We start from the raw sequence: 21,704 nt of genomic DNA on the forward strand, positions 1-21,704 counted from the left end.
ATGTGGTTGGCGAATTGCCAACCACATTTTTTCATCGTTTTCTTGTGAATTGAGGCATCCGTTTTTCGACGAAAGCGCGGACACCTTCCGGAAAATCGACAGAATCCACAAATGGTGTAGAGCCTTGCCAAAGAGCAGGGGTAGAAGTAACACACTCTTTTACTGCATTTTTCACGGCAAGTAGTGAAGCAGGGGACATGCTTGCTACAAGTTTACCTAAACGAATGGAAAATCTCGTTAATTCTTTTTCGGGCACCAAGTAGTTTAACATGCCAGCTCGATACGCTTCTTCGGCTTTAAAAGTGCGGCCGGTGAATACAAAATCTTTCGTTGTAGATGGTCCGACTAAATCGACAAGGCGTTTTGCAAATTTGTTATTTAACGTAATGCCAAGCTTGCCGACGGGAATGCCCAAACGAGCTTTTTCTGAGCCGATGCGTATGTCGCAAGCTAAAGCAAGCTCAAGACCGGCGCCCATGGCAGGCCCGTTAATGACGCCGATTGTAGGGAGCGGCAAATTTTCAATAGTTGAAATCGTATTTTCCATTCTTACAAAAGCTTCTTCTGCTTCTTCTAATGACATCCGATTGAATTCCTTAATATCTGAACCGGCAGTAAAATTTTCACCGGAACCGCGAAGAATCAATACTTTGTTTTTTGGATTTTCAATCGATTGTGTTGCAATTTTTGCAAGTTGATCCCACATATTAGCTGTCAATGCATTTTTTAATTGCGGCCGGTGGATGGTAATAATGGCTAAACCAGCAGTTTCCTGATAAACAATTTTGGCTTCTTCTTCTTCCATTCTTGTTGTTCGAACTTGCATCCCTAGATACCTCCTTAACATTAGTTCCATCTTACTTGAAACAAGGAAATCATCCTAGAGTTATTTCAATATTCATAAAAAATTAAACAATTTTCAGAAAAAATCAACTGTTTTATAACAGATTACTTAATGGAACTGTATTGATAAATGAAAAAAGCTGAGGTTGGGACAAATCTAAAAAAACATCATTTTCTCCAAGGAGAAAATGATGTTTTTTTGATATGTTATTAAAATTGATTTCCGTTCCGGGGACGCTTTCATGCGAATGAAAGACGACTATATGAAAAACGGTCAATTGAAAGCTGGATACAATGTACAAATCGCAACAGAAGGTCAATACGCACTAGCTTATAGCATCTTTCCAAATCCTACTGATACACGTACATTAATTCCGTTCTTGAATAAGATAGAAAAGAATTATTTTCCGTTGCCAAAGTATATTGTCGCAGATGCTGGTTATGGTAGTGAACAAAACTATGAAGACATCCTTTCGAATCGAAAATGTGAGGCACTCATTCCATATACCATGTATGAGAAAGAACAAAAGAAGAAATATAAACAAAATCCATTTCATCCAGACAATTGGATGTACGACGAAGAAAGTGATACCTACATTTGTCCAAATCAGCAGCGAGTAACCTTCCGTTATCGTTCTGTACGTACAGATAAGACTGGTTTCAAACGAGAATTGAAAATTTATGAATGTGAAAACTGTTCAGGATGTCCATTTCGTTCATCATGCACAAAAGCAAAGGAAGGCAATCACCGAAAGGTCATGGTGAATGAAAAATGGGAACAACAAAAAGAATATGTAAGAGCGAAGCTTTCAGAAGAAAAAGCTGGTTCTATTTTCCGTCAACGTAAAATAGACGTAGAACCAGTTTTTGGATTCTTGAAGGCTAATTTGCGTTTCACTCGATTTTCCGTTCGAGGAAAATCGAAAGTGGAAAATGAAATGGGCATTGCCTTAATGGCCGTGAATTTACGAAAATACACGGCCAACAAAGATCAACTAACCAAAAACAATGGGGATAAATGGAAAAAAGGAGAATTTGAGTTGGCTCAAATTCTCCTTTTTCCTATCTAGAAGCTAGTTTTGTCCCAGCCTCTTTTATACATTGTTTTACATCATTGGAGGATATCCCTGATGAACGATTGTCATGATTGTAAACCAACCAAAAACAAGTCCAGCAGCTAGTCCAAAAATAATAGCAAGAACATTTTTAGCTTTGATAGCACGGAATGCCGCAACTAATGAAAGAATAGCAATTAAACCAAAGATTAACATTAATAAGTTCATGAAAAATATTACACTCCTTTCGACATCCACAGAGTATGTCGGTAAAACAATATTCCTTCTTTATTTTATAGCAACGGTCATAAAATGTCGAGGATTAAAAGTGACGTTTATTTGAACAACCTCAATTATTTCGTCCATAAGATACAAATAGCTATGGAATGTTCATTTTTTCCAAACCATTGTATAATACGCTAGAGGTGATGAAATTGTTGGATGTAAAAATTTTAACTGTTGGACCTGTACAGGCCAATTGCTACATCGTAAGCAATAAAGAGAAAGATTGCATCATTTTTGATCCCGGTGAAGAAGGAGAAAAAATTCTTTCAACGATTCAAAAAGAGCAGTTGAAGCCGAAAGCGATTTTTTTAACTCATGCTCATTTTGACCATATTGGCGCCGTCGATATAGTGAGAGAAGCTTTTCATATCCCGGTTTATCTTCATAAAGAAGAAGAGGATTGGCTTTTTGATCCAAATAAAAATGGCTCTGGAAAATACGTTGGGCTGCCGACATATCGTTTAAAGCCGGCAGATGAAATCATCAACAAAGAGCAATCCTTTGAAGTGGCGGGCATGAAGTTCCGTGCAATTTTTACACCAGGGCATTCTCCGGGAAGCATTTCTTATATTTTTGAAGAAGATGGTTTTGCGATTGTAGGAGACACGCTGTTTCAAGGAAGCATTGGCCGGACTGATTTGCTTGGCGGTTCCTTGGAGGTATTACTGAAATCCATTCATGAGAAATTGCTTGTGTTGCCTGATGACTTTATTATTTATCCAGGCCATGGTCCTTATACAACACCTGCCCATGAGATGGATTCAAATCCGTTTCTGCATGGTTTTTAATTGATGTGCAAAATAAAAAGCATCGAAAAAATCCGATGCTTTTTTATTTTCATTTATTAATGTCCTGCACCAGGAACGTGGATAAAGGTTGTGTAATAAGTAAATCCAGCAAAGAATATTGTTAAATATGCTCCAAAAATGTACATATACATGCGTTCTGAAAGGTTTAAGAAGCCTAATAATAAGAATAATACCGAATTACCAATAAATAATAGCGAAACCTCGACCATATCGCCAAGGTAGAACATTACGGCGAAAATACCTGTCCAGAATGCTAAAACTTTATACATATTAGCCATGTCGATTCCCTCCTTTTTGTAGCGACACAATATTTCAATGCTTATTATAAATGATAATTGACAATATTGTAAACTGAATACTTCAATAGATTTGTGACAATCAAGTGTAAAATTTTAGAATGTTACATTTGGAACATTGATTTCATATTTGCAAAAGTCGCATTCGTGAATCATACTTTCAAATTGGACAAAATTATTTTCTTCAAATAACGCGTCGATTTGTCCGTTTAGATATGACTGGTGCAAATCACAAAGAATATCGCTATATTCAGTAATTTGGCTTCTGAAAGGGCAATTATAAATCGTTAAAATCACTTTTTTCCCTTTTTCAGTATCGACAATTTTTGGAATGTAGCCTACAAGTAAAGCCGCTTCAGATAATATTTCCACCTTTTTTTCAAAAGATACTGGCAAATTTATTTTAGCAAGACGGGTGCGCATTTCATTGTATCCATCTTTGTAGCTGATTTTTTTTGCTTTTTTTAATCCTTCTTCTCCAAAGGCTTGTACGAGTTCAATCGCCCATTTGACTAAATATTTATCTTCCCTTTTTGGAAAACTTAAATCGACGCCTTGTTCTGACACTTTATATATACGGCCAGGTCTTCCGCCTTTGCCTGATTTTAAAAAGTCCGCAGTGATTAAATGGATTTCTGCAAGTTTTGTTAAATGCAATCTTGCCACATTGGGATGTATATTAAATTTATCTGCTATATCTTGTACGGTAAAAAATCTTTTTTGCTGCAACATATATTCATAAATTTGAAAACGAGTTTCGTCAGCCAATGTGCTAGTAATTTTTAATGGATGCAACATTCTGTAATCCCACCTTTAAGTATATATATTATGCTAATTCAATTGTATCTTTATTTTTAATGAAATGATAGTGAAAATATAATCACTCTCTAGAATCTTAGGAAAATATTCAAAAAATGTAACAAAATTTGTCAATATCTTTTTGAAAATAAATATTTTGATTGGAAAAAAGGCCGAAATAAAAATTTTCAGAAAAACCCTTTTCGAAGGGTGCAGTTCGGCTTATACTAAATAAAAAAGCGGTCACAATTCTTGGGGAAGAAGGTGATATGTTTGGAAGTTGAGTCCGTCGTTGAGACGAAAGCCAATCAGCTTTTGTTAAAGGCCATGCATTTTGGGGCGAGCGATATTTATATAGAACCGGGGCCGAATCATTATATTGTTCAATTCCGGAAATATGGAAAAGTATTCCCTTCCGGCCAACTTCCCATCGATTTAGGGGACCGAATCATCTCTTTTTTTAAATTCAAATCTTCATTAGATATCAGTGAAAAAAGAAAGCCTCAAAGCGGTTCCTTTGAACAAAAGATTTCGGATTGTTTGTATTCCTTTCGAATATCCACTTTGCCTTCCGTCTATAAAAAAGAAAGCCTCGTGATTCGTTTATTTCTTCAAAATGCCTCCTATCCAATTACTTCATTATGTTATTTTCTCCCGACAGCTGAAGAGTTATTAAAATTGGTTTCGAAAAGCCAAGGATTGATTTTATTCTGCGGTGCAACGGGTTCCGGCAAAACGACGACTCTTTATTCGTTAGTGAAATATTGCAGCGAAACATTGGGCCGGCATGTGATTTCATTGGAAGATCCTGTCGAAAGCAGCCAGTCGTATATGCTTCAAATTCAAGTAAATGAGCGGGCAGGGGTAACATATGCAAGCGGATTGAAAGCGATTTTAAGACATTCACCGGATGTCATTATGATTGGCGAAATCCGGGATGAAGAAACGGCGCAGATTGCAGTCAGAGCAGCGCTTTCAGGGCATTTAGTGCTTTCCACCATTCATGCGAAGGATACGGTTAATTGCATTTACCGGTTGATGGATTTACACATCTCCATTGAAGAAATTCGGCAAGCTGCGGTAGCGATTATTGCCCAGTGTTTAATCCATTTAAAGGACAGCGACAGCCGCAAAGCAATCTATGAAATTTTAGCTGATGATGTTTTGCATGATGCCATGAAAGCAATCATTGAGGGAAGGGAGTATCAACTGCCTGTTGAGAGAACGTTGGAGTATCAAAGGGCTTGGATTGAATCAGGAAAAGACCAGGTTACAACGAATGGGTCAATTCGCTGATGCCTTCTTGCATAAGAAAAAGGAAAAAGTGCGGGATGTTCCATCGCTTTTAAAAAGAACGAGCGTTTTATTGAAGGAAGGATATATTTTTTCAGACGCTTTATTCATGCTGCTACCTTACCATGTGCAAGAGTTGGAAAAATGGAATGGGAAGCTTCAGCAAGATTTTAATAACGGTGCATCGGTGACGGATATTTTAAAAAATTTTCCCATTCCAAAACATCTTCTGTTGACGATTCAACTGGCGGAAGAAAAAGGGGAATTGGCCGAAACCTTGTCACAAGTTAGTGAACAGATGAAATTTCAGCAGGATTTGCAGAAAAATGTGGGGAAGTTGCTTGCCTATCCTGCATTTTTAATGATGATTTTAACGATCATTTTTGTTGTATTTCGGAATTACTTTTTGCCAAATATCCAGCAGATTACTGCAAACAGTGATTCAGAAGAGTTAACGAGCTTAAAATTAGCGGTTGTATTGCTCCATTTTCCGGATTTTCTGCTTCTATCTCTTGTTATCACTTTTATATTCATCGTTTCATGTCGCCATTATTTCAGAAAATGGAAGGTTCGTGAGCAATTAAAGATTATCATGAAAATTCCCATTGTTCGTTCGGTCTATCAATATCATTTTACAAGACAATTCTCTTATTTAATTGGGAGTTTATTAGTATCAGGAATTTCTCTTCAACAAGCATTGTCCATTTTGGAAGAACAGAAAACAAGCCACTATGTTTCCTATATTGCAACTCAATTAAAACAGCGGGTCATTTTTGGAGATTCTTTATCTGAGGCTGTAAAAGTAACGCAATTTTTTGCCTCGAATTTTGAAGAATTTATTAAGCATGGAGAGAGGAGCGGTTACTTAGGACGGGAAATGCTTATTTTCAGCGAAATGCTTTATGAACGGATGCAATCGATATTAAAAACTTGCATGGCCGCCATTCAACCGCTTTTCTTTATACTGATTGCCATTTGCATTATTGCTGCTTATATCAGCATGTTGCTTCCAATTTACGACCTAGTTGAAATTATGTAAAGGGGTGGGAGATTGAACCAAAAAGGCTTTACATTAATTGAAATGTTAATCGTACTTTTTATTATCTCCATCTTAATTTTAATTACCGTTCCGAACGTTACAAAACATATGAATTCCATCGATGAAAAGGGCTGCAGCGCCTACCTGCAAATGGTTCAAGGGCAAGTGGAATCTTACCGGATTGATCATAAAACGATTCCTACAATGGTGGACTTACTGAATGAAGGGTATTTAAAAGAAGACATGGACAAGTGTCCGAACGGAAAAGCAATTTCCATTCATGAAGATGGAACGGTTTCTTTAGTTGAATAGCTGGGGACGGATTGGCATGAAAGACGAAAAAGGCTTTACTTTGCTTGAAATGCTGTTGGTGTTAATGATTGTTTTATTAATTGGTGGAATCACTTCATCTTTCTCAATCAAAGTGACGGAAAAAATGATTGTTGACCAGTTTTTCCATCAATTAAAATTAGATATTCAAATGGCGCAAATGTGGGCAATTGAACATGAAAAGAGCTGCTATGTTTCCTTTTCATCCTCCAAAAAATATAAGATTTTTCATCAAATGAATGAAGTACTCCTTGAGAGGGAAATTCCTGAACTAATTACATTCAGCAATTTAAGTACTTTATCAACCCTTTCCATCAATTCGAAAGGGATTGTGAGGAATTTTGGCACGCTCACTTTTCATACCCCAGATGGTGTAAAGCTTCTCATTATCAATATTGATAAAGGGCGAATTCGTTATGTGGAATGAAAAGGGTTTTTCCATGATTGAATCACTGTTAACTATCAGCATTCTTTTTATGTTGATCAGCCTAGTACCAATCGTTTTCCAATTGAACCATTCGTTTTATAACAAAGTCCTTGAATACCATGCCATCCAAGTTGCCTATGAGGGAGTGCTGATTGCAAAGACAACGGGGATGATGGTAGGGAGCAAATGGATTGATGAAGTGGAATTTCATTGGAATTTTCAACATGATGGAATTTGTGTCCAATACCATGATTTAGATAAGGAACGATCAAAATGCGTCAATGGAAACGGGGAGTTTTAAAGCATCAGAAAGGATTTACCCTCATCGAAGCGCTTTTTCAATTAGTGGTTTTTGCGCTATTTACTCAATTGGCGATAGGTTTTTATCTTCTAATTCAACATTGGAATGCAAGTTTTTTTACAGAAGAATCTATAGAATGGGAAATTTTTATCCAAGATTTTCAACAATATTTGCTGGAAATTGAAGAGATTTATCAAACGGGGAATGCTTTATATATTGTAGATTCGTCGGCGGAGAACATAAAAATTGACAAAATTTCAGACGTGCTGCGGCTTCAGATAAACAATAAAGGATACGTACCTTTGCTCATGGGCATCAAAAATGTCGATTTTTCCATCTCTGATCCTTTTCTGACGGTTAAGATAGAGTTTTTAAATGGTATTGTAAAGGAGAGAGAGTTGTTTATCCAATATGTTGAAAAATGAAAAAGGAATAATGTATCCCATCGCAATTCTATTATTGTTTTTTGTCACCTCTTTTGTAATCTTTTATAGCACATCCTATTTAACTCAATTTTCAATCATTAATTCATTGGAAAACATCTATGTTCGTGCTACGATTAATTTATTGAATAGATAGTTGAGAGTTTTGTGCAGAAAGGTGTCAAAAAATGAGGAAAATCTATTTGGTAGGATTCATGGGATGCGGTAAAAGTGCAATCGGACGCCGATTAAGCTACACATTAAGATTGCCTTTTTACGATATGGATAAAGAAATCGTAAGGCAACAAGGCATGTCGATTCCAGAAATATTCGAAAAATACGGTGAGGAGCATTTTCGAAATTTAGAGACGGAATTTTTAAAAAATTTCCGCGACGAAGCATGCATCATTGCGACGGGCGGCGGTGTTGCGATGAGGCCAGAAAACCGGCAAATTATGAGAAAAACAGGTTTAGTCTTTTTTCTCGATGCTCCTTTTGAAGATATTTATAATCGAATCAAAAATGATAAAAATCGACCAATTGTACAACGGTCAACGAAAAAAGAATTGGAGCGGCTATTTTATTACAGACGGAAATTTTATCGAAGAGCTGCTCATATCCGTGTCTTTACCCATAATCGCAGCATGCGGCAAATCGTCAATTATATGGCTTTCCAAGTGAATCGATTAAAAGGCGAATAAACATAAAATTATTTTAGAAAAATGTTCGTATTTTTAGCGGAATTTTAAAAAAATGTTGCCTTCTTTTCTATTCAATGTTAGGATATTTCCAAAGATATCTATGAATGAAAAAATTTCATATTGAGCGGATGATTGTGCGGGGAGAGAACGTTTTTACGTCGCCGAAGGAGCAAGTAGTGGAACTATGAATCTCTCAGGCAAAAAGACTCGTACGGGACGCAACTCTGGAGAGTGCTGATTTTCAGCCACCCAAGAGGAAAGCCTGCTTGCCAATACTGCAGGTGTAACTTTCAGGTGAAAGGACAGAGAATTCCCAAAACAAGGGGGATTTTCTGTCCTTTTTTACCTAATATTATTTATGAATATGTTTTTAACCAATCATTCAAGGGAGGTTTCTCGATGGGAGAATTAAAAAGAACCCCGTTATATGATGAGTACGCAAAATATGGAGCAAAAACCATTGATTTTGGCGGGTGGGAATTGCCAGTGCAATTTTCATCGATTAAAGAGGAACATGAAGCTGTAAGAAACCGTGCTGGTCTTTTTGATGTTTCGCATATGGGAGAGATTATTGTCGAAGGGGAAGATTCCCTCTCATACCTTCAAACATTGTGTTCCAATGATATTTCTAAAATTTCTGTCGGTGGTGCACAATATAATGTTATGTGCTATGAACATGGCGGGGTGGTGGATGATTTAATTGTTTATCATCTTAAAGAACATCAATACTTGCTTGTTGTCAATGCGGCAAATATCGAAAAAGATTTTGAATGGCTGAAAAAGCATGCACAAGGCGATGTAAAAATTACAAACAAATCCGATGAGTACGCCATGATTGCTGTTCAAGGCCCTCTTTCAGAAAAAATATTGCAAAAATTAACAAATACACAATTGTCAGAAATTAAACCGTTCCAATTTAAATCTTCTGTCGATATTGGCGGTTATTCTGTACTGCTTTCTCGGAGCGGCTATACAGGGGAAGATGGTTTTGAACTTTATGGGGAACCGAAAGCCATTGTTGCATTATGGAATCGCTTATTAGAAGCAGGAAAAGAGGACGGGCTTATTCCATGCGGCCTTGGCGCTCGTGATACCCTTCGTTTTGAAGCATGCCTTCCACTTTACGGACAAGAATTATCGGAAGAAATTTCTCCTCTTGAAGCAGGCATTGGCTTTGCTGTGAAACTTCAAAAAGAGTCGGACTTTATCGGCAAGTCTGTACTTATAAAGCAGAAAGAACAAGGACTTTCAAGAAAACTTGTAGGGATTGAAATGATTGAAAAGGGAATCCCTCGCCATGGCTATAAAGTCTTTAAAGGAGATCAAGAAATCGGCGTTGTCACAACGGGAACACAGGTGCCTTCCACAAAGAGAAATTTAGGACTTGCCTTGTTGGACATCCAATATACAGACATTGGCACAGAAGTGGATGTGGAAATTCGAAATAAGAAGGTAAAAGCGCAAGTTGTGCCGAAACCATTTTATAAGCGGGAAAAATAATACATGGAGGTCAAAAAATGAAACATCGATATCTTCCAATGACGGAACAAGATAAACAAGAAATGCTTGCTACAATCGGGGTAGAAAGCATTGACGATTTATTTTCGGACATTCCAGAAGAGGTTCGTTTTAAAGGGCTTTACAATATTAAAGAGGCAATCTCTGAGTCTGCATTATTGAAAGAACTAAAAGCATTAGCAGATAAAAATACGAATACGGAAACGGCTGTTTCATTTTTAGGTGCAGGCGTCTACAATCACTATAAACCTGCCATCGTTGATCACGTCATTTCCCGTTCTGAATTTTACACAGCTTACACGCCTTACCAGCCGGAAATTTCACAAGGGGAATTGCAGGCAATTTTTGAATTCCAAACGATGATTGCCGAATTAACGGGCATGGATTTGGCAAACTCCTCTATGTATGATGGCGGAACGGCGCTCGCTGAAGCAGGGATGCTTGCCGCTGGTTCAACTCGACGCAAAAAACTTATCGTTTCTGAAGCGATTCATCCGGAATACCGTGAAGTGGTGAAAACATATGCTTACGGCCAATCCATTGAAGTAGTGGAAGCGCCAATCAAGGATGGAGCCACAGATATCGAAGCGCTTAAGTCCCTGCTTGATGAGCAAACAGCCGGGGTGATGGTACAGTATCCAAACTTCTTTGGTCAAATTGAAGATATTAAAAAAATCGGCGACCTTGCTCATGAAGCAAAAGCGTTATTCATCGTTTCAGCTAATCCGCTTGCATTAGGCATTTTAACGCCTCCTGGAAAACTTGGTGCGGATATTACCGTTGGAGATGTGCAGCCATTTGGGATTCCTGAAAATTTTGGTGGGCCGCACTGCGGATATTTTGCCACAACTTCCAAATTAATGCGGAAAGTTCCAGGGCGTCTTGTCGGTCAAACGGTAGACCAAGAAGGCCGTCGCGGCTTCGTGTTGACATTGCAGGCCCGCGAGCAGCATATTCGCCGTGAGAAAGCAACTTCCAACATTTGCTCCAACCAAGCATTGCTTGCCCTTGCTGCTTCTGTTGCAATGACGGCATTAGGCAAACGGGGCATTCAAGAAATGGCAACGCAAAATATTATGAAAACTCGTTATGCAAAAAATGCATTTGAACAAGCTGGCTTTACCGTTCCATTCCAAGGTTCTCACTTCAACGAAATCGTTGTGAAGGTCAATAAGCCAGTAAGTGAAATCAATCAAAAATTATTAGAAAAAGGCATTATTGGCGGCTACGATTTAGGCCGTGATTATCCGCAGTTAGAAAACCATGTGCTAATCGCTGTTACAGAATTGCGTACGAAAGAAGAAATCGACCAACTCGTACAGGAAATGGGGGCTTACAATGCATAACGAAAATCAACCGCTCATTTTTGAAATTTCGAAAGAAGGGCGCATCGGCTACAGTTTGCCAGAGTTGGATGTGCCAGAAGTGGAGCTTTCTGAACTGATTCCACAAGAATATATACGCGAAGAGCCAGCTGAACTTCCTGAAGTTTCAGAACTGGATATTATGCGTCACTATACAGCGCTTTCCCGCCGCAATCATGGGGTGGATTCCGGCTTTTATCCACTTGGCTCATGTACAATGAAATATAATCCAAAAGTAAATGAAGAAGTTGCCCGCTTCTCAGGATTTGCCAATATTCATCCTTTGCAAGATGAATCGACTATCCAAGGGGCAATGGAGTTAATGTATGAGCTGCAAACGGCTTTAAAAGAAATTACCGGTATGGATGAAGTCACATTGCAGCCTGCTGCCGGCGCCCATGGGGAATGGACAGCGTTAATGATGATTCGAGCATATCATGAAGCAAATGGAGAAGGACATCGAAATAAAGTCATTGTTCCTGACTCTGCCCATGGTACAAACCCTGCTAGTGCAGCAGTTGCAGGATTTGAAATCGTCACAGTGAAATCAGACGAAAATGGATTAGTTGACTTGGAAGATTTGCGCCGCGTCGTTGGAAAAGATACAGCGGCACTCATGCTTACAAATCCAAATACCCTTGGTTTATTTGAAGAACATATTGTCGAAATTGCTGAAATCGTCCATAGTGTTGGCGGGAAAGTGTATTATGACGGGGCAAACCTCAATGCCATTATGTCGAAAGTGCGTCCTGGCGATATGGGATTTGACTGCGTTCACTTAAACTTGCACAAAACTTTTACAGGTCCGCACGGTGGTGGAGGTCCCGGTTCTGGTCCAGTAGGGGTGAAAAAAGATTTAATTCCTTTCTTGCCAAAACCAGTGCTTGTGAAAAAAGAAGATGGCACATTCCATTTTGATTACGACCGTCCACAATCCATCGGCCGCGTCAAACCATTCTACGGCAACTTCGGCATCAATGTGAGAGCCTATGCCTATATTCGCTCCATGGGGCCTGAAGGATTAAAATTGGTAACAGAATATGCGGTGTTAAATGCCAACTACATGATGAGAAGACTGGCACCATATTTCGATTTGCCATATGATCGCCATTGCAAACACGAATTCGTATTATCTGGCCGCCGTCAGAAAAAACTTGGCGTTCGCACGTTGGATATTGCTAAACGGCTTCTTGATTTCGGCTATCATCCGCCGACGATTTACTTCCCGCTTATCGTGGAAGAGGGCATGATGATTGAGCCAACGGAAACGGAATCAAAAGAAACTTTAGATGCCTTCTGTGATGCCTTAATTCAAATTGCAAAAGAAGCGGAAGAAAACCCTTCGATTGTACAAGAAGCGCCTCATACAACCGTTGTAAGCCGTTTAGATGAAACTCAAGCGGCAAGACATCCGATTTTGCGTTACCAAAAACAATAATAAAAAATATCCATGAGCTTAGCCCTCATGGATATTTTTATATGATTTTTATATGTTTTCATAAGATAGACGTATCAGAATAAACATAACGAGAAAGTTAATTTTTTGTTTTCACTTTTCCTGTCCAAGTTTTAAAACCGCCTTGTAGTTGATAAAGCTGGTTGTAGCCTTTTTTCTTTAAGAATAAAGCTGCCCGGGAACTTCTTGTCATATTTTGGCAATATAAATAGACAGGTAAATCTGGTCGAATTTCTTTGTAACGTTGACGCAATTGGGTGAAAGGAATATTGCGAGCCCCTAAAATGTGGCCCGATTCGAATTCTTTTGTTTCGCGAACGTCAATCAACTGAGCTTTTCGATAGCCTTTAATAAATTCCTCCTGCGTCAAATTTGTGACAGCTTTTTTCAATCGGAATGAGCTAATGAGTACATAGATAATGATAGCACCTAGTATAATTGCAATCGTATATAATACTGTTGCCACTTCAAAATATCTCCTTTCTATTACAAGAACATTATAAATAAGAATAGGGCATAATGCTAGGAATTTCTTTAGCCTCAATGATTGATAGCCATTTATAAATATTGCTCACACACTTTGTTTTACACGGAGATCTAAACGACTGCAAAACTCCTTGGAATTGGGGAAATCATGCAGATGTACTATTGAAAAACACAATCCAATCAAAAGAGCCGAAACGATTCATCGTTCGGCCTTTTTGATTGGGTCTATTGTATATAGTTGGAAAGATTTTTTTAGAACATCAATTTTGCCGGAAGTTGACAACGACTTTTCTATATAGGAATTGAAATAAACGGGAATATCTTAAAATACTGTTTGACAAAGAATGTGGGAAGCGAATAACTGGATGAAATAGGATGGTTATTTTGGGCGAGATGAGAGATTCCAATCATCAGAAGTTGAAATGGCTATTTTTCAGTTTCATATTGTTCTTCGGCTAATTCGAGCAGATTCAATTTTTGTAACTTGTTCTTTGGAATCAAGAAGGTTGCTGTCACAACACCTGGATGGCGTCCAATTTCGATTGATCCATTAATTGTAGCGCGGTTCATGACTTCGGGTACCGACATATCCAATAAATTGGCTGCACGGTTTAATGCGTTGTCTGTTGCGATGTTTAAGTTTTCACCCGTACCAATAAAGGAAAGAGGGAGAGATTCCTCAAGGGTTTCAAAGCCAAACGTTTTTGCCAATTTTTGTGCGGCAATGAGTTCTTCTTTTGAAAATGGTTTGGCTGTGTATGGTAAATCTTCTATATTTGGTAGTAAAATCGGTCCTTCAATGGTCAATCCTTTTAATACATGTACTTCCAGTTCCACAAGTCCCGCAACGTCTGTTGTATGACCGGCGATTTCTCCATCCCCTTGCATTGCGTGCATATCTCCCACATAAACGCCACCACCCGGAACTTTTACCGGACAAATTAGGATGGCTCCTTTACGTACCCGGCTTATATCCATATGACCATCTGTACGGTGTGTATCCAATTCCTCTTTTGTTACGCTGTATTCGTGGGGTGCTCCAATTAAAAAGGATCCGAAGTCTCCAGCGTTGTGTGAATCAGGCAAGGCAATTGAAGGGGTTGTCCCTAATTGTCCCAGAAATGGGCGCATTCGAGCGATGGCACCGACTAAGTCGCCTGGAGCAAAAGTGGTAATGGGGTTTTGCTGAGAGTTTTCAGGAATACGCATATATTTGTATGATTGTTCAGCGATTTTTTCTGCCGTTTCTTTTGGTACTGTGACACCAATGGGAACTTTGGGATGGAAGGTCATAGTGTAGCCATGATCGATTTTAAAAGGTGAAGCTTCTGATCCACAGTTGGCACATCGTACAGCTGATTGGCCGATTCCTTTTAATACTGTCTTTGGTGCAATTTCTCCACAATTCGGGCATTTTCCAGCTACAAACGGATCGCCGATGAAACGATCTGAAATTGTCACATCATGACCGGATGCTGTGGCGATTGATTTCACTTCGATGGATTTGATTTTTATGGCAATCGCGTCACCAACTTCAGCACCTTCAACATATACAGGTTTTGTTACTTCATGTCCACCGCGAATCGATGGCGTAATCATCGGACCCCAACAACCGGGGGCGGTATTTGCAATAATTGTGCCACCATCACGTACAGGTCCCAGCATTTCATCTTCAGGATTTAAAATGCCGTTTGTAAATTGGTTGACGAATAGCGTTTCTACCGCTTTCGCAGCAGTATGTGTTTTTCTAGACATTTGATTAGCCCCTTTCAAAATAAATTAATATAACTTATATTACCATTTTTTTATAAGTTGTAAAACTATTTAGAATATTTTATATTTTGAGTTTTGCAGATGAATACCAAATGAAATTTTCATTCGTCTTTCGAAGCGAATTCTATCAACTATATAAAACCTTTTATTCGTGTCGATATTAACTTTTGGAATTGAGGTTACTTACCTTATATGAAAGTAACAAAAAACAAAGAAGTAATAGAATAAGTGTTCTTTTTTTATGTAAAAAATAATTAAAAATCCGATGCAGTCATCTCTGTTAAATGCTGTCTAATTGTTTAAGTTCAACTTTTTGATCTAAGCTAAATGGAATGTTTTTGGTGCAAGCTACATAATTCATTTGAGCTCTTTCAATTTCCTGTTCTAAGAAAGTGGCATTCGTCCATTCAGTTTGATACAATGAGTTAGTTGTGAGGTGGGAAACGAATGAAAACAAAATGGTATTTTATTAATTCGGGGCCATGCAGTCCATCTTATAATATGGCTTTAGATGAAGCGCTGCTTGATTTCCACAGCAAAGGGGAAATTCCGCCGGTGATTCGCTTTTATCAGTGGAATCCGCCGACGCTTTCCATCGGCTACTTCCAAAAGGTGCAGGATATCAATTTGGAAGCGTTAAAAGCGCAAAATATTGGGTTTGTCAGAAGACCGACCGGGGGAAGAGCCGTATTGCATGACAGTGAATTAACATACAGCATCATCGTGACTGAACAATATCCAAACTTGCCTGAAACGGTGACAGAAGCTTATCGCTTTTTAAGTGAAGGTTTATTGAAAGGTTTCCATAATTTGGGGTTGGATGCCTATTTCAGCATTCCGGATACTGGAGAGAAACAGGAAGCGTTGAAAAAGCCGAAAAGCGCGGTATGTTTTGATGCCCCAAGCTGGTATGAACTTGTTGTAGAAGGTAAAAAAGTCGCTGGCAGTGCACAAACTAGACAAAAAGGTGTTGTGTTGCAGCACGGTGCGATTTTATTGGACCTTGATGAGGACAAGCTGTTGTCTTTATTTAATTTTCCTTCAGAAGAAGCGAAAAATAGAATGCGCATCCATTTACCTGAGAGAGCCGTTGCCATCAACCGGCTCACAACCCGCCGAATTACCATTGAGGAATGCATTGATGCGTTCAAAAAAGGGTTTGAAGAGGCTTTGCAAATCGATTTAGTCCCATATGAATTGACAGAAGAACAAAAGAATTATGTAAGAAAAATTGAAGAAGAAAAGTATGCAAATGACGAGTGGAATTTTAGAAAATAAATGTCTAAAATTGCGATAAAAATTTAACAATTTGCTCTAAAGCTAGATTTTTCAATGCATTCATAGATTTAATAAAAAATCAACTCTTGAAAGGTCTCTCAATATGAGGTAATCTTTTTTAAGTAATTACAACTAACAATATATTGTATGTTCTTTTCAGTGGACATACAATATATTGTATTTTATTGTTTTAATACGGTATTATTTTAGATAAATTATAGATGTACTAAGGGAGGCTGGCAGATGGTAATGACGTATACGACCATCCTCATTGATCAATTGAACAAGGATATAGAGCAATTTCCGCAAGTCCATCCGATAACTCCGGATATGCACATTACGCATAAAGGTGTATCGAGACTTGTCATGATTGACCGATATTCCTTCAAGGATACGGAAAAAAAGACATTAAAGCCTGGAGATTTTGTCGTTTTGACGATTAAAGAAGATCCAAAATTTCCAGCCCGCGGTTTAGGGTATATTCAATCAATTGATTGGGAAGACAATAAAGCGGAAATTTTAATTGAAGAGGAATATCGCAATGTGCTGGATGATCCGAAAGAACAGGAAACAGGCATCATTGTACGTTCCCTTGATGTCATTGAAAAACCGCTTGAAATTTTTTATGAACAGATTGCAAAACGAAATGCTACTGGTTTAGCGGCTGTTGAAAAAACGGAAGAGAAGCGCAAAGAATGGTTCCAAAAGTTTTATGAACAATTAGCTTCGTTGAAATTTGTGCCAGCCGGACGAGTTCTTTACGGTGCAGGTTCAGGTAAACAAGTTACATATTTCAACTGCTATGTAATGCCTTTCGTTCCTGATAGCCGTGAAGGAATCAGCGAACATCGCAAAAAAGTAATGGAAATAATGAGCCGTGGCGGCGGTGTTGGGACAAATGGTTCCACATTAAGACCTCGCAACACCCTTGCAAGAGGAGTGAATGGCAGATCAAGCGGTTCTGTTTCATGGCTTGATGATATTGCGAAATTAACCCATCTTGTTGAACAAGGTGGATCCCGCCGTGGTGCTCAAATGATTATGCTTGCCGATTGGCATCCAGATATTGTGGAATTCATCATTTCCAAAATGCAAAATCCTCGTATTTTGCGTTATTTGATGGAAAATATGGAAGATGAATCCATCATCCGTCATGCGAAAGAGAAGTTGAAATTCACTCCTTTAACTCCTCTCGAAGAAGCGATGTATCAAGGAATTGTGAACTATAAAAATATTCCTGGTTTAGGAGGGTTCAGCGAGGCGATAATCAAGGAAGCGGAAGCAAAACTGCGCGATGGCGGAACCTACAGTGTGCATAATCCTGACTTTTTAACAGGCGCTAATATTTCCGTCACAATTACAAATGAGTTTATGGAAGCGGTGGAAAAAGATGAAGAATATCCGCTTCGATTCCCAGATGTGGAAACTTACACGCCGGAAGAAATGGCGATTTACAACGAGAAATGGCACAAAATTGGCGACGTAAGAGAATGGGAAGCGCTTGGCTATCGGGTGCGCACTTATCGAAAAATCCGAGCAAGAGAGTTATGGAAACTCATCAACATCTGTGCAACTTATGCAGCAGAGCCAGGTATTTTCTTCATCGATAATGCTAATGAAATGACAAATGCCCGCGCTTACGGCCAAAAAGTGGTGGCAACAAACCCATGCGGTGAACAGCCATTAGCGCCATATTCAGTATGTAACTTAGCAGCCATCAATTTGGCAAATTTTGCATTGAAAGACCAAAAAACAGTCGATTTTGAAGCATTAAAAGAAACAGTGCGCGTCGGCGTCCGCATGCAAGACAACGTCATCGATGCAACGCCGTATTTCCTTGAGGAAAATCGCAAACAAGCCCTTGGAGAGCGACGTGTTGGCCTTGGCGTTATGGGCTTAGCAGATTTACTCATTTACTGCGAAAAAGAATACGGTTCGAAAGAAGGCAATGAGCTGGTTGATAAAGTGTTTGAAACAATTGCAACTACCGCTTATGAAACGTCCATTGAACTTGCAAAAGAACGCGGCAGCTTCCCATTTTTAGTAGGTGAAACGGAAGAAGAAACTAAACGGTTGCGTGAAGCTTTCATCAACACTGGCTATATGAAGCGCATGCCGGAACATATTCGTCAAGGAGTGCTTGAACACGGCATTCGCAATTCTCACTTGCTCACAGTTGCGCCGACTGGTTCAACAGGAACAATGGTTGGAGTAGCAACGGGCTTAGAACCTTACTTCTCCTTCGTATACTATCGTTCTGGCCGCTTAGGAAAATTCATCGAAGTGAAGGCGGAAATCGTTCAAGAATACTTGAAAGAACATCCAGAAGCAGATGAACACAACTTGCCACATTGGTTTGTCACAGCGATGGATTTAACACCGGAAGCCCATGCAGACGTACAATGCATCATTCAGCGTTGGGTGGATTCTTCCATCTCCAAAACGGTGAATGCGCCAAAAGGATACACGGTGGAACAAGTACAAAAAGTGTACGAACGCTTATATAAAGGCGGAGCAAAAGGCGGAACAGTTTACGTGGACGGCAGCCGCGATTCACAAGTTTTAACATTAAAAGCGGAAATGACTCATGAAGAACAGTTAACATTTGAGGAATTGGAAGACGAAACGATTGAAAAACCGGTTGTGCTAGTTGAAACGATTGCGCCGCTTCAACAAACAAATGTGAAAATCGGTTCAGAAGTAGGCGATACTTGTCCTGTCTGCCGCCAAGGTACAGTGGAAGAGATTGGTGGATGTAACACTTGCACAGTTTGCGGTGCGCAGTTGAAATGTGGTTTGTAATATCATAAAATATATCCCCTTTAGATTTGATGGATCTAAAGGGGATTTTTATGTTTATTTTCCTATTTTGCGATTATCCGAGATGGAGTAAGGCTAATTTTTCACCTGGCGATTATCTTTATAGTTTTTGGTGATTCTAACTTCCAATGTGGCGATTATTTATCTCATCTTGGCGATTATCCGACAGCATGAAGGGACAGTTTTTAATCCTAACGATTATCTTTTACGATAACTGGCGGAAAAGAAAATTTCACGTAAAGCCTCTTGTGCCCGTAGCGTTCAACGTCCTTTCAATCATATCGATAGGCTATGTGGAAAGAACTCTGCAATGGGGACAAATAGAGGATGTATAATGAAGAACTCCCAAAATGAAACGTTAGGCACGTTTTAATCGTAATGATGAAATAAAAACATGTATATTGCTTGGAATATTTTAGAATTGCAATTCATGCGTCGGATTTCCAAAAAGGTTTTGGACTCATTATATCTTCCAATCCTCATTCAGCTTTTGGAATTCTTGCGTATTGCCTACTGGCGGTTGCCTTATTTGAATTGAATCGGAACATAAGAAAGAAAATAGTTCAGAAGATGAAAAAAGAAAAAACACAAGATTCAATTATTCCAAAATTTAAAAATGTTCTGTACATATATCGTTTATGTTGTCCCAATCATTGTTTTAACAGCATTTCTCGAAACATACGTAGCTGGATTCCTATTTACAATGTTTCGATAAGGGTGGAACAAAATATGGTGAAGCTCAGTTCCCCCTATTTTTCAATTCACGGCCTCAAGCTTTATAACAATTATAGATGTATAGTTTGATGCAACGTTTTCAAACTTTTCAACATCTTATGTATGAAGAAACATAAGGAGTTTTTTATCAAATGATATTTTTTAAAAAGTTTTAAATTTTATTATAATATGTTCTTTTCAAAAAAAGATTTTTTATGATAAAACTAGTTTACAAGGGAGGAAATAAAATGAAAAACTATAAAGAAATCGAACAACGACTGCTTACATTTTTATCAAAAGAACAAGTAACAACGAACGAAACGGTTCGGCAGCTTCATGGACAAGATGAATCTTATCACACACCAGCCTTGCCTGATCTTGTTGTATTCCCTCGTTCAACGGAAGAAGTGAGTAAGATTTTAAAAATCGCCAACGAATATGAAGTGCCTGTAACTCCCTTTGGGGCAGGTTCTAGCTTAGAAGGCCATGTGATTCCTTATGAGGGCGGCATTTCCATCGATTTTAATGAAATGAATCAAATTCTTGAAATCGATCCGGAAAGTTTTATTGTGCGCGTACAGCCAGGAGTTCGGCGTGTGCAATTAAATAAAGAGCTGAAAAAATATGGTTTGTTTTTCTCGGTTGACCCAGGTGCAGATGCAACGTTGGGCGGAATGGCTGCGACGAATGCCAGCGGAACAACAGCCGTAAAATATGGCGTGATGCGCGACCAAGTATTGGATTTGGAAGTGGTATTGGCAAACGGCGACATTATTCATACAGGTAATAAAGCAAGAAAATCCTCATCGGGCTTGCATTTAAATGGTTTATTTGTAGGTTCAGAAGGCATTTTGGGCTGTATTACAGAGCTTACATTAAAAGTCTATGGCATACCTGAATTTGAAGTGGCAGGACGGGCAGTGTTCAAATCCACTCATGAAGCAGTGCAAGCGGTGACAGCTCTTAAACAGGCAGGCATTCCGATTGGCCGGGTGGAACTCGTCGATGCGGAATCCATCCAAGTGGTGAATAAACACAGCGAAACCAATTATGCAGAAGCACCGACTCTATTTTTAGAGTTCCAAGGAAATGAAGCAGGCCTTCAAAGCGATATCGAATTTGCCAAAGAAGTGTTAAAAGAATTTGACTGCGAAGATATTCAATTTGAAAAAGATACGGCTGCCCGCAATACCCTCTGGCACGCGCGGCATAATTTGGCTTATGCATATAAACACGCATTTCCTGGAAGAAAGCTGATGACAACAGATGTATGTGTGCCAATCAATGAACTGGCTAACAGCATCGAATACGCCCGCTCTTTATTAGAAGAATTAAAAATTCACGGTGGCTTATTGGGCCATGTGGGTGATGGAAACTACCATGCCTGCATCATGATTGATCTTAACGATGAAGAAGAAGTAGCCCGGGCTAAAAAATTTAATGAAATGATTGTAACAGATGCGATTAAACGCGGCGGCACATGCACGGGAGAACACGGTGTCGGCGTTGGAAAACGGATGTATCAGGAATTGGAACATCGAAATGCTCTTGAAGTCATGCGGGCGATTAAAAAAGCCCTCGATCCAAAAGGCATTTTAAATCCAGGAAAAATTCTTTAATTGCAATCTTGGGACTGGATGGCTTGTTGTCATCAGTCCTTTTTTTTGCAAACTTAAAATTATTGAATTTTTAGAAA

At 38.9% G+C, this 21,704-nt stretch carries 20 protein-coding genes, 1 pseudogene and 2 riboswitches; of the genes and pseudogenes, 15 read left to right on the top strand and 6 right to left on the bottom strand.

Going from position 1 to position 21,704, the window contains the following annotated elements; genetic code table 11:
- Nucleotides 1-31: 31 nt before the first annotated feature.
- Nucleotides 32-826 (bottom strand): enoyl-CoA hydratase/isomerase family protein, encoded by a 795-nt coding sequence (locus DKZ56_RS09250; protein ID WP_208649727.1) that lies wholly within the window; start codon nucleotides 824-826, stop codon nucleotides 32-34.
- Nucleotides 827-1,082: 256 nt separating this feature from the next.
- Between DKZ56_RS09250 and DKZ56_RS09255 the strand changes: the two are divergent.
- Nucleotides 1,083-1,913 (top strand): annotated as a pseudogene (locus DKZ56_RS09255) (transposase); the annotation flags it as partial.
- A gap of 36 nt (nucleotides 1,914-1,949) precedes the next feature.
- Here the strand turns inward: DKZ56_RS09255 and DKZ56_RS09260 are convergent.
- Nucleotides 1,950-2,126 (bottom strand): DUF2759 domain-containing protein, encoded by a 177-nt coding sequence (locus DKZ56_RS09260; RefSeq protein ID WP_208649728.1) that lies wholly within the window; start codon nucleotides 2,124-2,126, stop codon nucleotides 1,950-1,952.
- Between the two features lie 200 nt (nucleotides 2,127-2,326).
- On the opposite strand from DKZ56_RS09260, the gene DKZ56_RS09265 reads away from it, so the two are divergent.
- Nucleotides 2,327-2,971 carry an MBL fold metallo-hydrolase gene (locus tag DKZ56_RS09265; RefSeq protein WP_425471021.1) on the top strand — a complete coding sequence of 215 codons (645 nt, stop codon included), beginning with the start codon at nucleotides 2,327-2,329 and terminating at the stop codon, nucleotides 2,969-2,971.
- Nucleotides 2,972-3,027: 56 nt separating this feature from the next.
- On the opposite strand, the gene DKZ56_RS09270 is transcribed toward DKZ56_RS09265, so the two are convergent.
- Both DKZ56_RS09270 and DKZ56_RS09275 read right to left on the bottom strand, forming a co-directional pair.
- Entirely contained in the window at nucleotides 3,028-3,270 is a 243-nt protein-coding gene (locus DKZ56_RS09270) for a DUF2626 family protein (RefSeq protein ID WP_208649730.1), read from the bottom strand.
- A 114-nt stretch (nucleotides 3,271-3,384) separates the two neighbouring features.
- Nucleotides 3,385-4,086 carry a helix-turn-helix transcriptional regulator gene (locus DKZ56_RS09275; RefSeq protein ID WP_208649731.1) on the bottom strand — a complete coding sequence of 234 codons (702 nt, stop codon included), beginning with the start codon at nucleotides 4,084-4,086 and terminating at the stop codon, nucleotides 3,385-3,387.
- A 267-nt stretch (nucleotides 4,087-4,353) separates the two neighbouring features.
- Between DKZ56_RS09275 and comGA the strand changes: the two genes are divergently transcribed.
- The 10 genes from comGA (at nucleotide 4,354) to gcvPB (ending at nucleotide 12,919) form a co-directional block, all read left to right on the top strand.
- Nucleotides 4,354-5,382, top strand: coding sequence for a competence type IV pilus ATPase ComGA (gene comGA, locus DKZ56_RS09280; protein ID WP_222837154.1), 1,029 nt, complete (start codon nucleotides 4,354-4,356; stop codon nucleotides 5,380-5,382).
- Nucleotides 5,366-6,418 carry a competence type IV pilus assembly protein ComGB gene (gene comGB / locus DKZ56_RS09285; RefSeq protein WP_208649732.1) on the top strand — a complete coding sequence of 351 codons (1,053 nt, stop codon included), beginning with the start codon at nucleotides 5,366-5,368 and terminating at the stop codon, nucleotides 6,416-6,418. Before comGA ends, comGB begins: the two co-directional genes overlap by 17 nt.
- A 12-nt stretch (nucleotides 6,419-6,430) precedes the next feature.
- Nucleotides 6,431-6,730, top strand: coding sequence for a competence type IV pilus major pilin ComGC (comGC, locus tag DKZ56_RS09290; protein WP_208649733.1), 300 nt, complete (start codon nucleotides 6,431-6,433; stop codon nucleotides 6,728-6,730).
- 16 nt (nucleotides 6,731-6,746) lie between these two features.
- Nucleotides 6,747-7,175 carry a competence type IV pilus minor pilin ComGD gene (comGD, locus tag DKZ56_RS09295; protein WP_208649734.1) on the top strand — a complete coding sequence of 143 codons (429 nt, stop codon included), beginning with the start codon at nucleotides 6,747-6,749 and terminating at the stop codon, nucleotides 7,173-7,175.
- Nucleotides 7,165-7,476, top strand: a complete 312-nt coding sequence (locus tag DKZ56_RS09300) for a hypothetical protein (RefSeq protein ID WP_208649735.1) — start codon at nucleotides 7,165-7,167, stop codon at nucleotides 7,474-7,476. The genes comGD and DKZ56_RS09300 overlap by 11 nt, the downstream gene beginning before the upstream one ends.
- Complete coding sequence (gene comGF, locus DKZ56_RS09305) at nucleotides 7,449-7,901, top strand: competence type IV pilus minor pilin ComGF (protein WP_208649736.1); 453 nt, start codon at nucleotides 7,449-7,451, stop codon at nucleotides 7,899-7,901. The genes DKZ56_RS09300 and comGF overlap by 28 nt, the downstream gene beginning before the upstream one ends.
- 185 nt (nucleotides 7,902-8,086) lie before the next feature.
- On the top strand, nucleotides 8,087-8,599 hold the full coding sequence (locus tag DKZ56_RS09310; RefSeq protein ID WP_208649737.1) for a shikimate kinase: 513 nt from the start codon (nucleotides 8,087-8,089) through the stop codon (nucleotides 8,597-8,599).
- 128 nt (nucleotides 8,600-8,727) lie between these two features.
- Nucleotides 8,728-8,818: riboswitch (glycine riboswitch) on the top strand.
- A 3-nt stretch (nucleotides 8,819-8,821) separates the two neighbouring features.
- Nucleotides 8,822-8,907: riboswitch (glycine riboswitch) on the top strand.
- Between the two features lie 91 nt (nucleotides 8,908-8,998).
- On the top strand, nucleotides 8,999-10,099 hold the full coding sequence (gene gcvT, locus DKZ56_RS09315) for a glycine cleavage system aminomethyltransferase GcvT (RefSeq protein ID WP_208649738.1): 1,101 nt from the start codon (nucleotides 8,999-9,001) through the stop codon (nucleotides 10,097-10,099).
- A 17-nt stretch (nucleotides 10,100-10,116) separates the two neighbouring features.
- Nucleotides 10,117-11,463, top strand: coding sequence for an aminomethyl-transferring glycine dehydrogenase subunit GcvPA (gene gcvPA, locus DKZ56_RS09320; protein ID WP_208649739.1), 1,347 nt, complete (start codon nucleotides 10,117-10,119; stop codon nucleotides 11,461-11,463).
- Nucleotides 11,456-12,919: an aminomethyl-transferring glycine dehydrogenase subunit GcvPB gene (gcvPB, locus tag DKZ56_RS09325; RefSeq protein WP_208649740.1), complete on the top strand. Its 1,464-nt coding sequence runs from the start codon at nucleotides 11,456-11,458 to the stop codon at nucleotides 12,917-12,919. Before gcvPA ends, gcvPB begins: the two co-directional genes overlap by 8 nt.
- A 97-nt stretch (nucleotides 12,920-13,016) precedes the next feature.
- Here gcvPB and DKZ56_RS09330 read toward each other — a convergent pair whose 3' ends face one another.
- The gene (locus DKZ56_RS09330) at nucleotides 13,017-13,403 is read right to left on the bottom strand and encodes a rhodanese-like domain-containing protein (RefSeq protein ID WP_208649741.1); all 387 of its coding nucleotides are present in this window, start codon (nucleotides 13,401-13,403) and stop codon (nucleotides 13,017-13,019) included.
- A 446-nt stretch (nucleotides 13,404-13,849) separates the two neighbouring features.
- Complete coding sequence (locus tag DKZ56_RS09335) at nucleotides 13,850-15,178, bottom strand: acetamidase/formamidase family protein (protein ID WP_208649742.1); 1,329 nt, start codon at nucleotides 15,176-15,178, stop codon at nucleotides 13,850-13,852.
- A 465-nt stretch (nucleotides 15,179-15,643) separates the two neighbouring features.
- On the opposite strand from DKZ56_RS09335, the gene DKZ56_RS09340 reads away from it, so the two are divergent.
- The 3 genes from DKZ56_RS09340 (at nucleotide 15,644) to DKZ56_RS09350 (ending at nucleotide 21,627) form a co-directional block, all read left to right on the top strand.
- Nucleotides 15,644-16,474, top strand: a complete 831-nt coding sequence (locus tag DKZ56_RS09340) for a lipoate--protein ligase family protein (protein ID WP_208649743.1) — start codon at nucleotides 15,644-15,646, stop codon at nucleotides 16,472-16,474.
- A 243-nt stretch (nucleotides 16,475-16,717) separates the two neighbouring features.
- Entirely contained in the window at nucleotides 16,718-19,276 is a 2,559-nt protein-coding gene (locus DKZ56_RS09345) for a vitamin B12-dependent ribonucleotide reductase (protein ID WP_208649744.1), read from the top strand.
- A 980-nt stretch (nucleotides 19,277-20,256) separates the two neighbouring features.
- Complete coding sequence (locus DKZ56_RS09350) at nucleotides 20,257-21,627, top strand: FAD-binding oxidoreductase (RefSeq protein WP_208649745.1); 1,371 nt, start codon at nucleotides 20,257-20,259, stop codon at nucleotides 21,625-21,627.
- Nucleotides 21,628-21,704: the final 77 nt, after the last annotated feature.

The organism is Ureibacillus thermophilus (genome assembly GCF_004331915.1).
Lineage (GTDB): Bacteria > Bacillota > Bacilli > Bacillales_A > Planococcaceae > Ureibacillus > Ureibacillus thermophilus.

Coding starts and splice junctions, on each gene's coding strand:
- gcvT (WP_208649738.1), top strand. CDS start 8,999: ATGGGAGAATTAAAAAGAACCCCGTTATATGATGAGTACGCAAAATAT.
- comGF (WP_208649736.1), top strand. CDS start 7,449: ATGCGTCAATGGAAACGGGGAGTTTTAAAGCATCAGAAAGGATTTACC.
- DKZ56_RS09310 (WP_208649737.1), top strand. CDS start 8,087: ATGAGGAAAATCTATTTGGTAGGATTCATGGGATGCGGTAAAAGTGCA.
- DKZ56_RS09270 (WP_208649730.1), bottom strand. CDS start 3,270: ATGGCTAATATGTATAAAGTTTTAGCATTCTGGACAGGTATTTTCGCC.
- comGB (WP_208649732.1), top strand. CDS start 5,366: ATGGGTCAATTCGCTGATGCCTTCTTGCATAAGAAAAAGGAAAAAGTG.
- comGD (WP_208649734.1), top strand. CDS start 6,747: ATGAAAGACGAAAAAGGCTTTACTTTGCTTGAAATGCTGTTGGTGTTA.
- DKZ56_RS09275 (WP_208649731.1), bottom strand. CDS start 4,086: ATGTTGCATCCATTAAAAATTACTAGCACATTGGCTGACGAAACTCGT.
- gcvPA (WP_208649739.1), top strand. CDS start 10,117: ATGAAACATCGATATCTTCCAATGACGGAACAAGATAAACAAGAAATG.
- DKZ56_RS09265 (WP_425471021.1), top strand. CDS start 2,327: ATGAAATTGTTGGATGTAAAAATTTTAACTGTTGGACCTGTACAGGCC.
- DKZ56_RS09250 (WP_208649727.1), bottom strand. CDS start 826: ATGCAAGTTCGAACAACAAGAATGGAAGAAGAAGAAGCCAAAATTGTT.
- DKZ56_RS09340 (WP_208649743.1), top strand. CDS start 15,644: ATGAAAACAAAATGGTATTTTATTAATTCGGGGCCATGCAGTCCATCT.
- DKZ56_RS09345 (WP_208649744.1), top strand. CDS start 16,718: ATGGTAATGACGTATACGACCATCCTCATTGATCAATTGAACAAGGAT.
- DKZ56_RS09260 (WP_208649728.1), bottom strand. CDS start 2,126: ATGAACTTATTAATGTTAATCTTTGGTTTAATTGCTATTCTTTCATTA.
- DKZ56_RS09335 (WP_208649742.1), bottom strand. CDS start 15,178: ATGTCTAGAAAAACACATACTGCTGCGAAAGCGGTAGAAACGCTATTC.
- gcvPB (WP_208649740.1), top strand. CDS start 11,456: ATGCATAACGAAAATCAACCGCTCATTTTTGAAATTTCGAAAGAAGGG.
- DKZ56_RS09350 (WP_208649745.1), top strand. CDS start 20,257: ATGAAAAACTATAAAGAAATCGAACAACGACTGCTTACATTTTTATCA.
- DKZ56_RS09300 (WP_208649735.1), top strand. CDS start 7,165: ATGTGGAATGAAAAGGGTTTTTCCATGATTGAATCACTGTTAACTATC.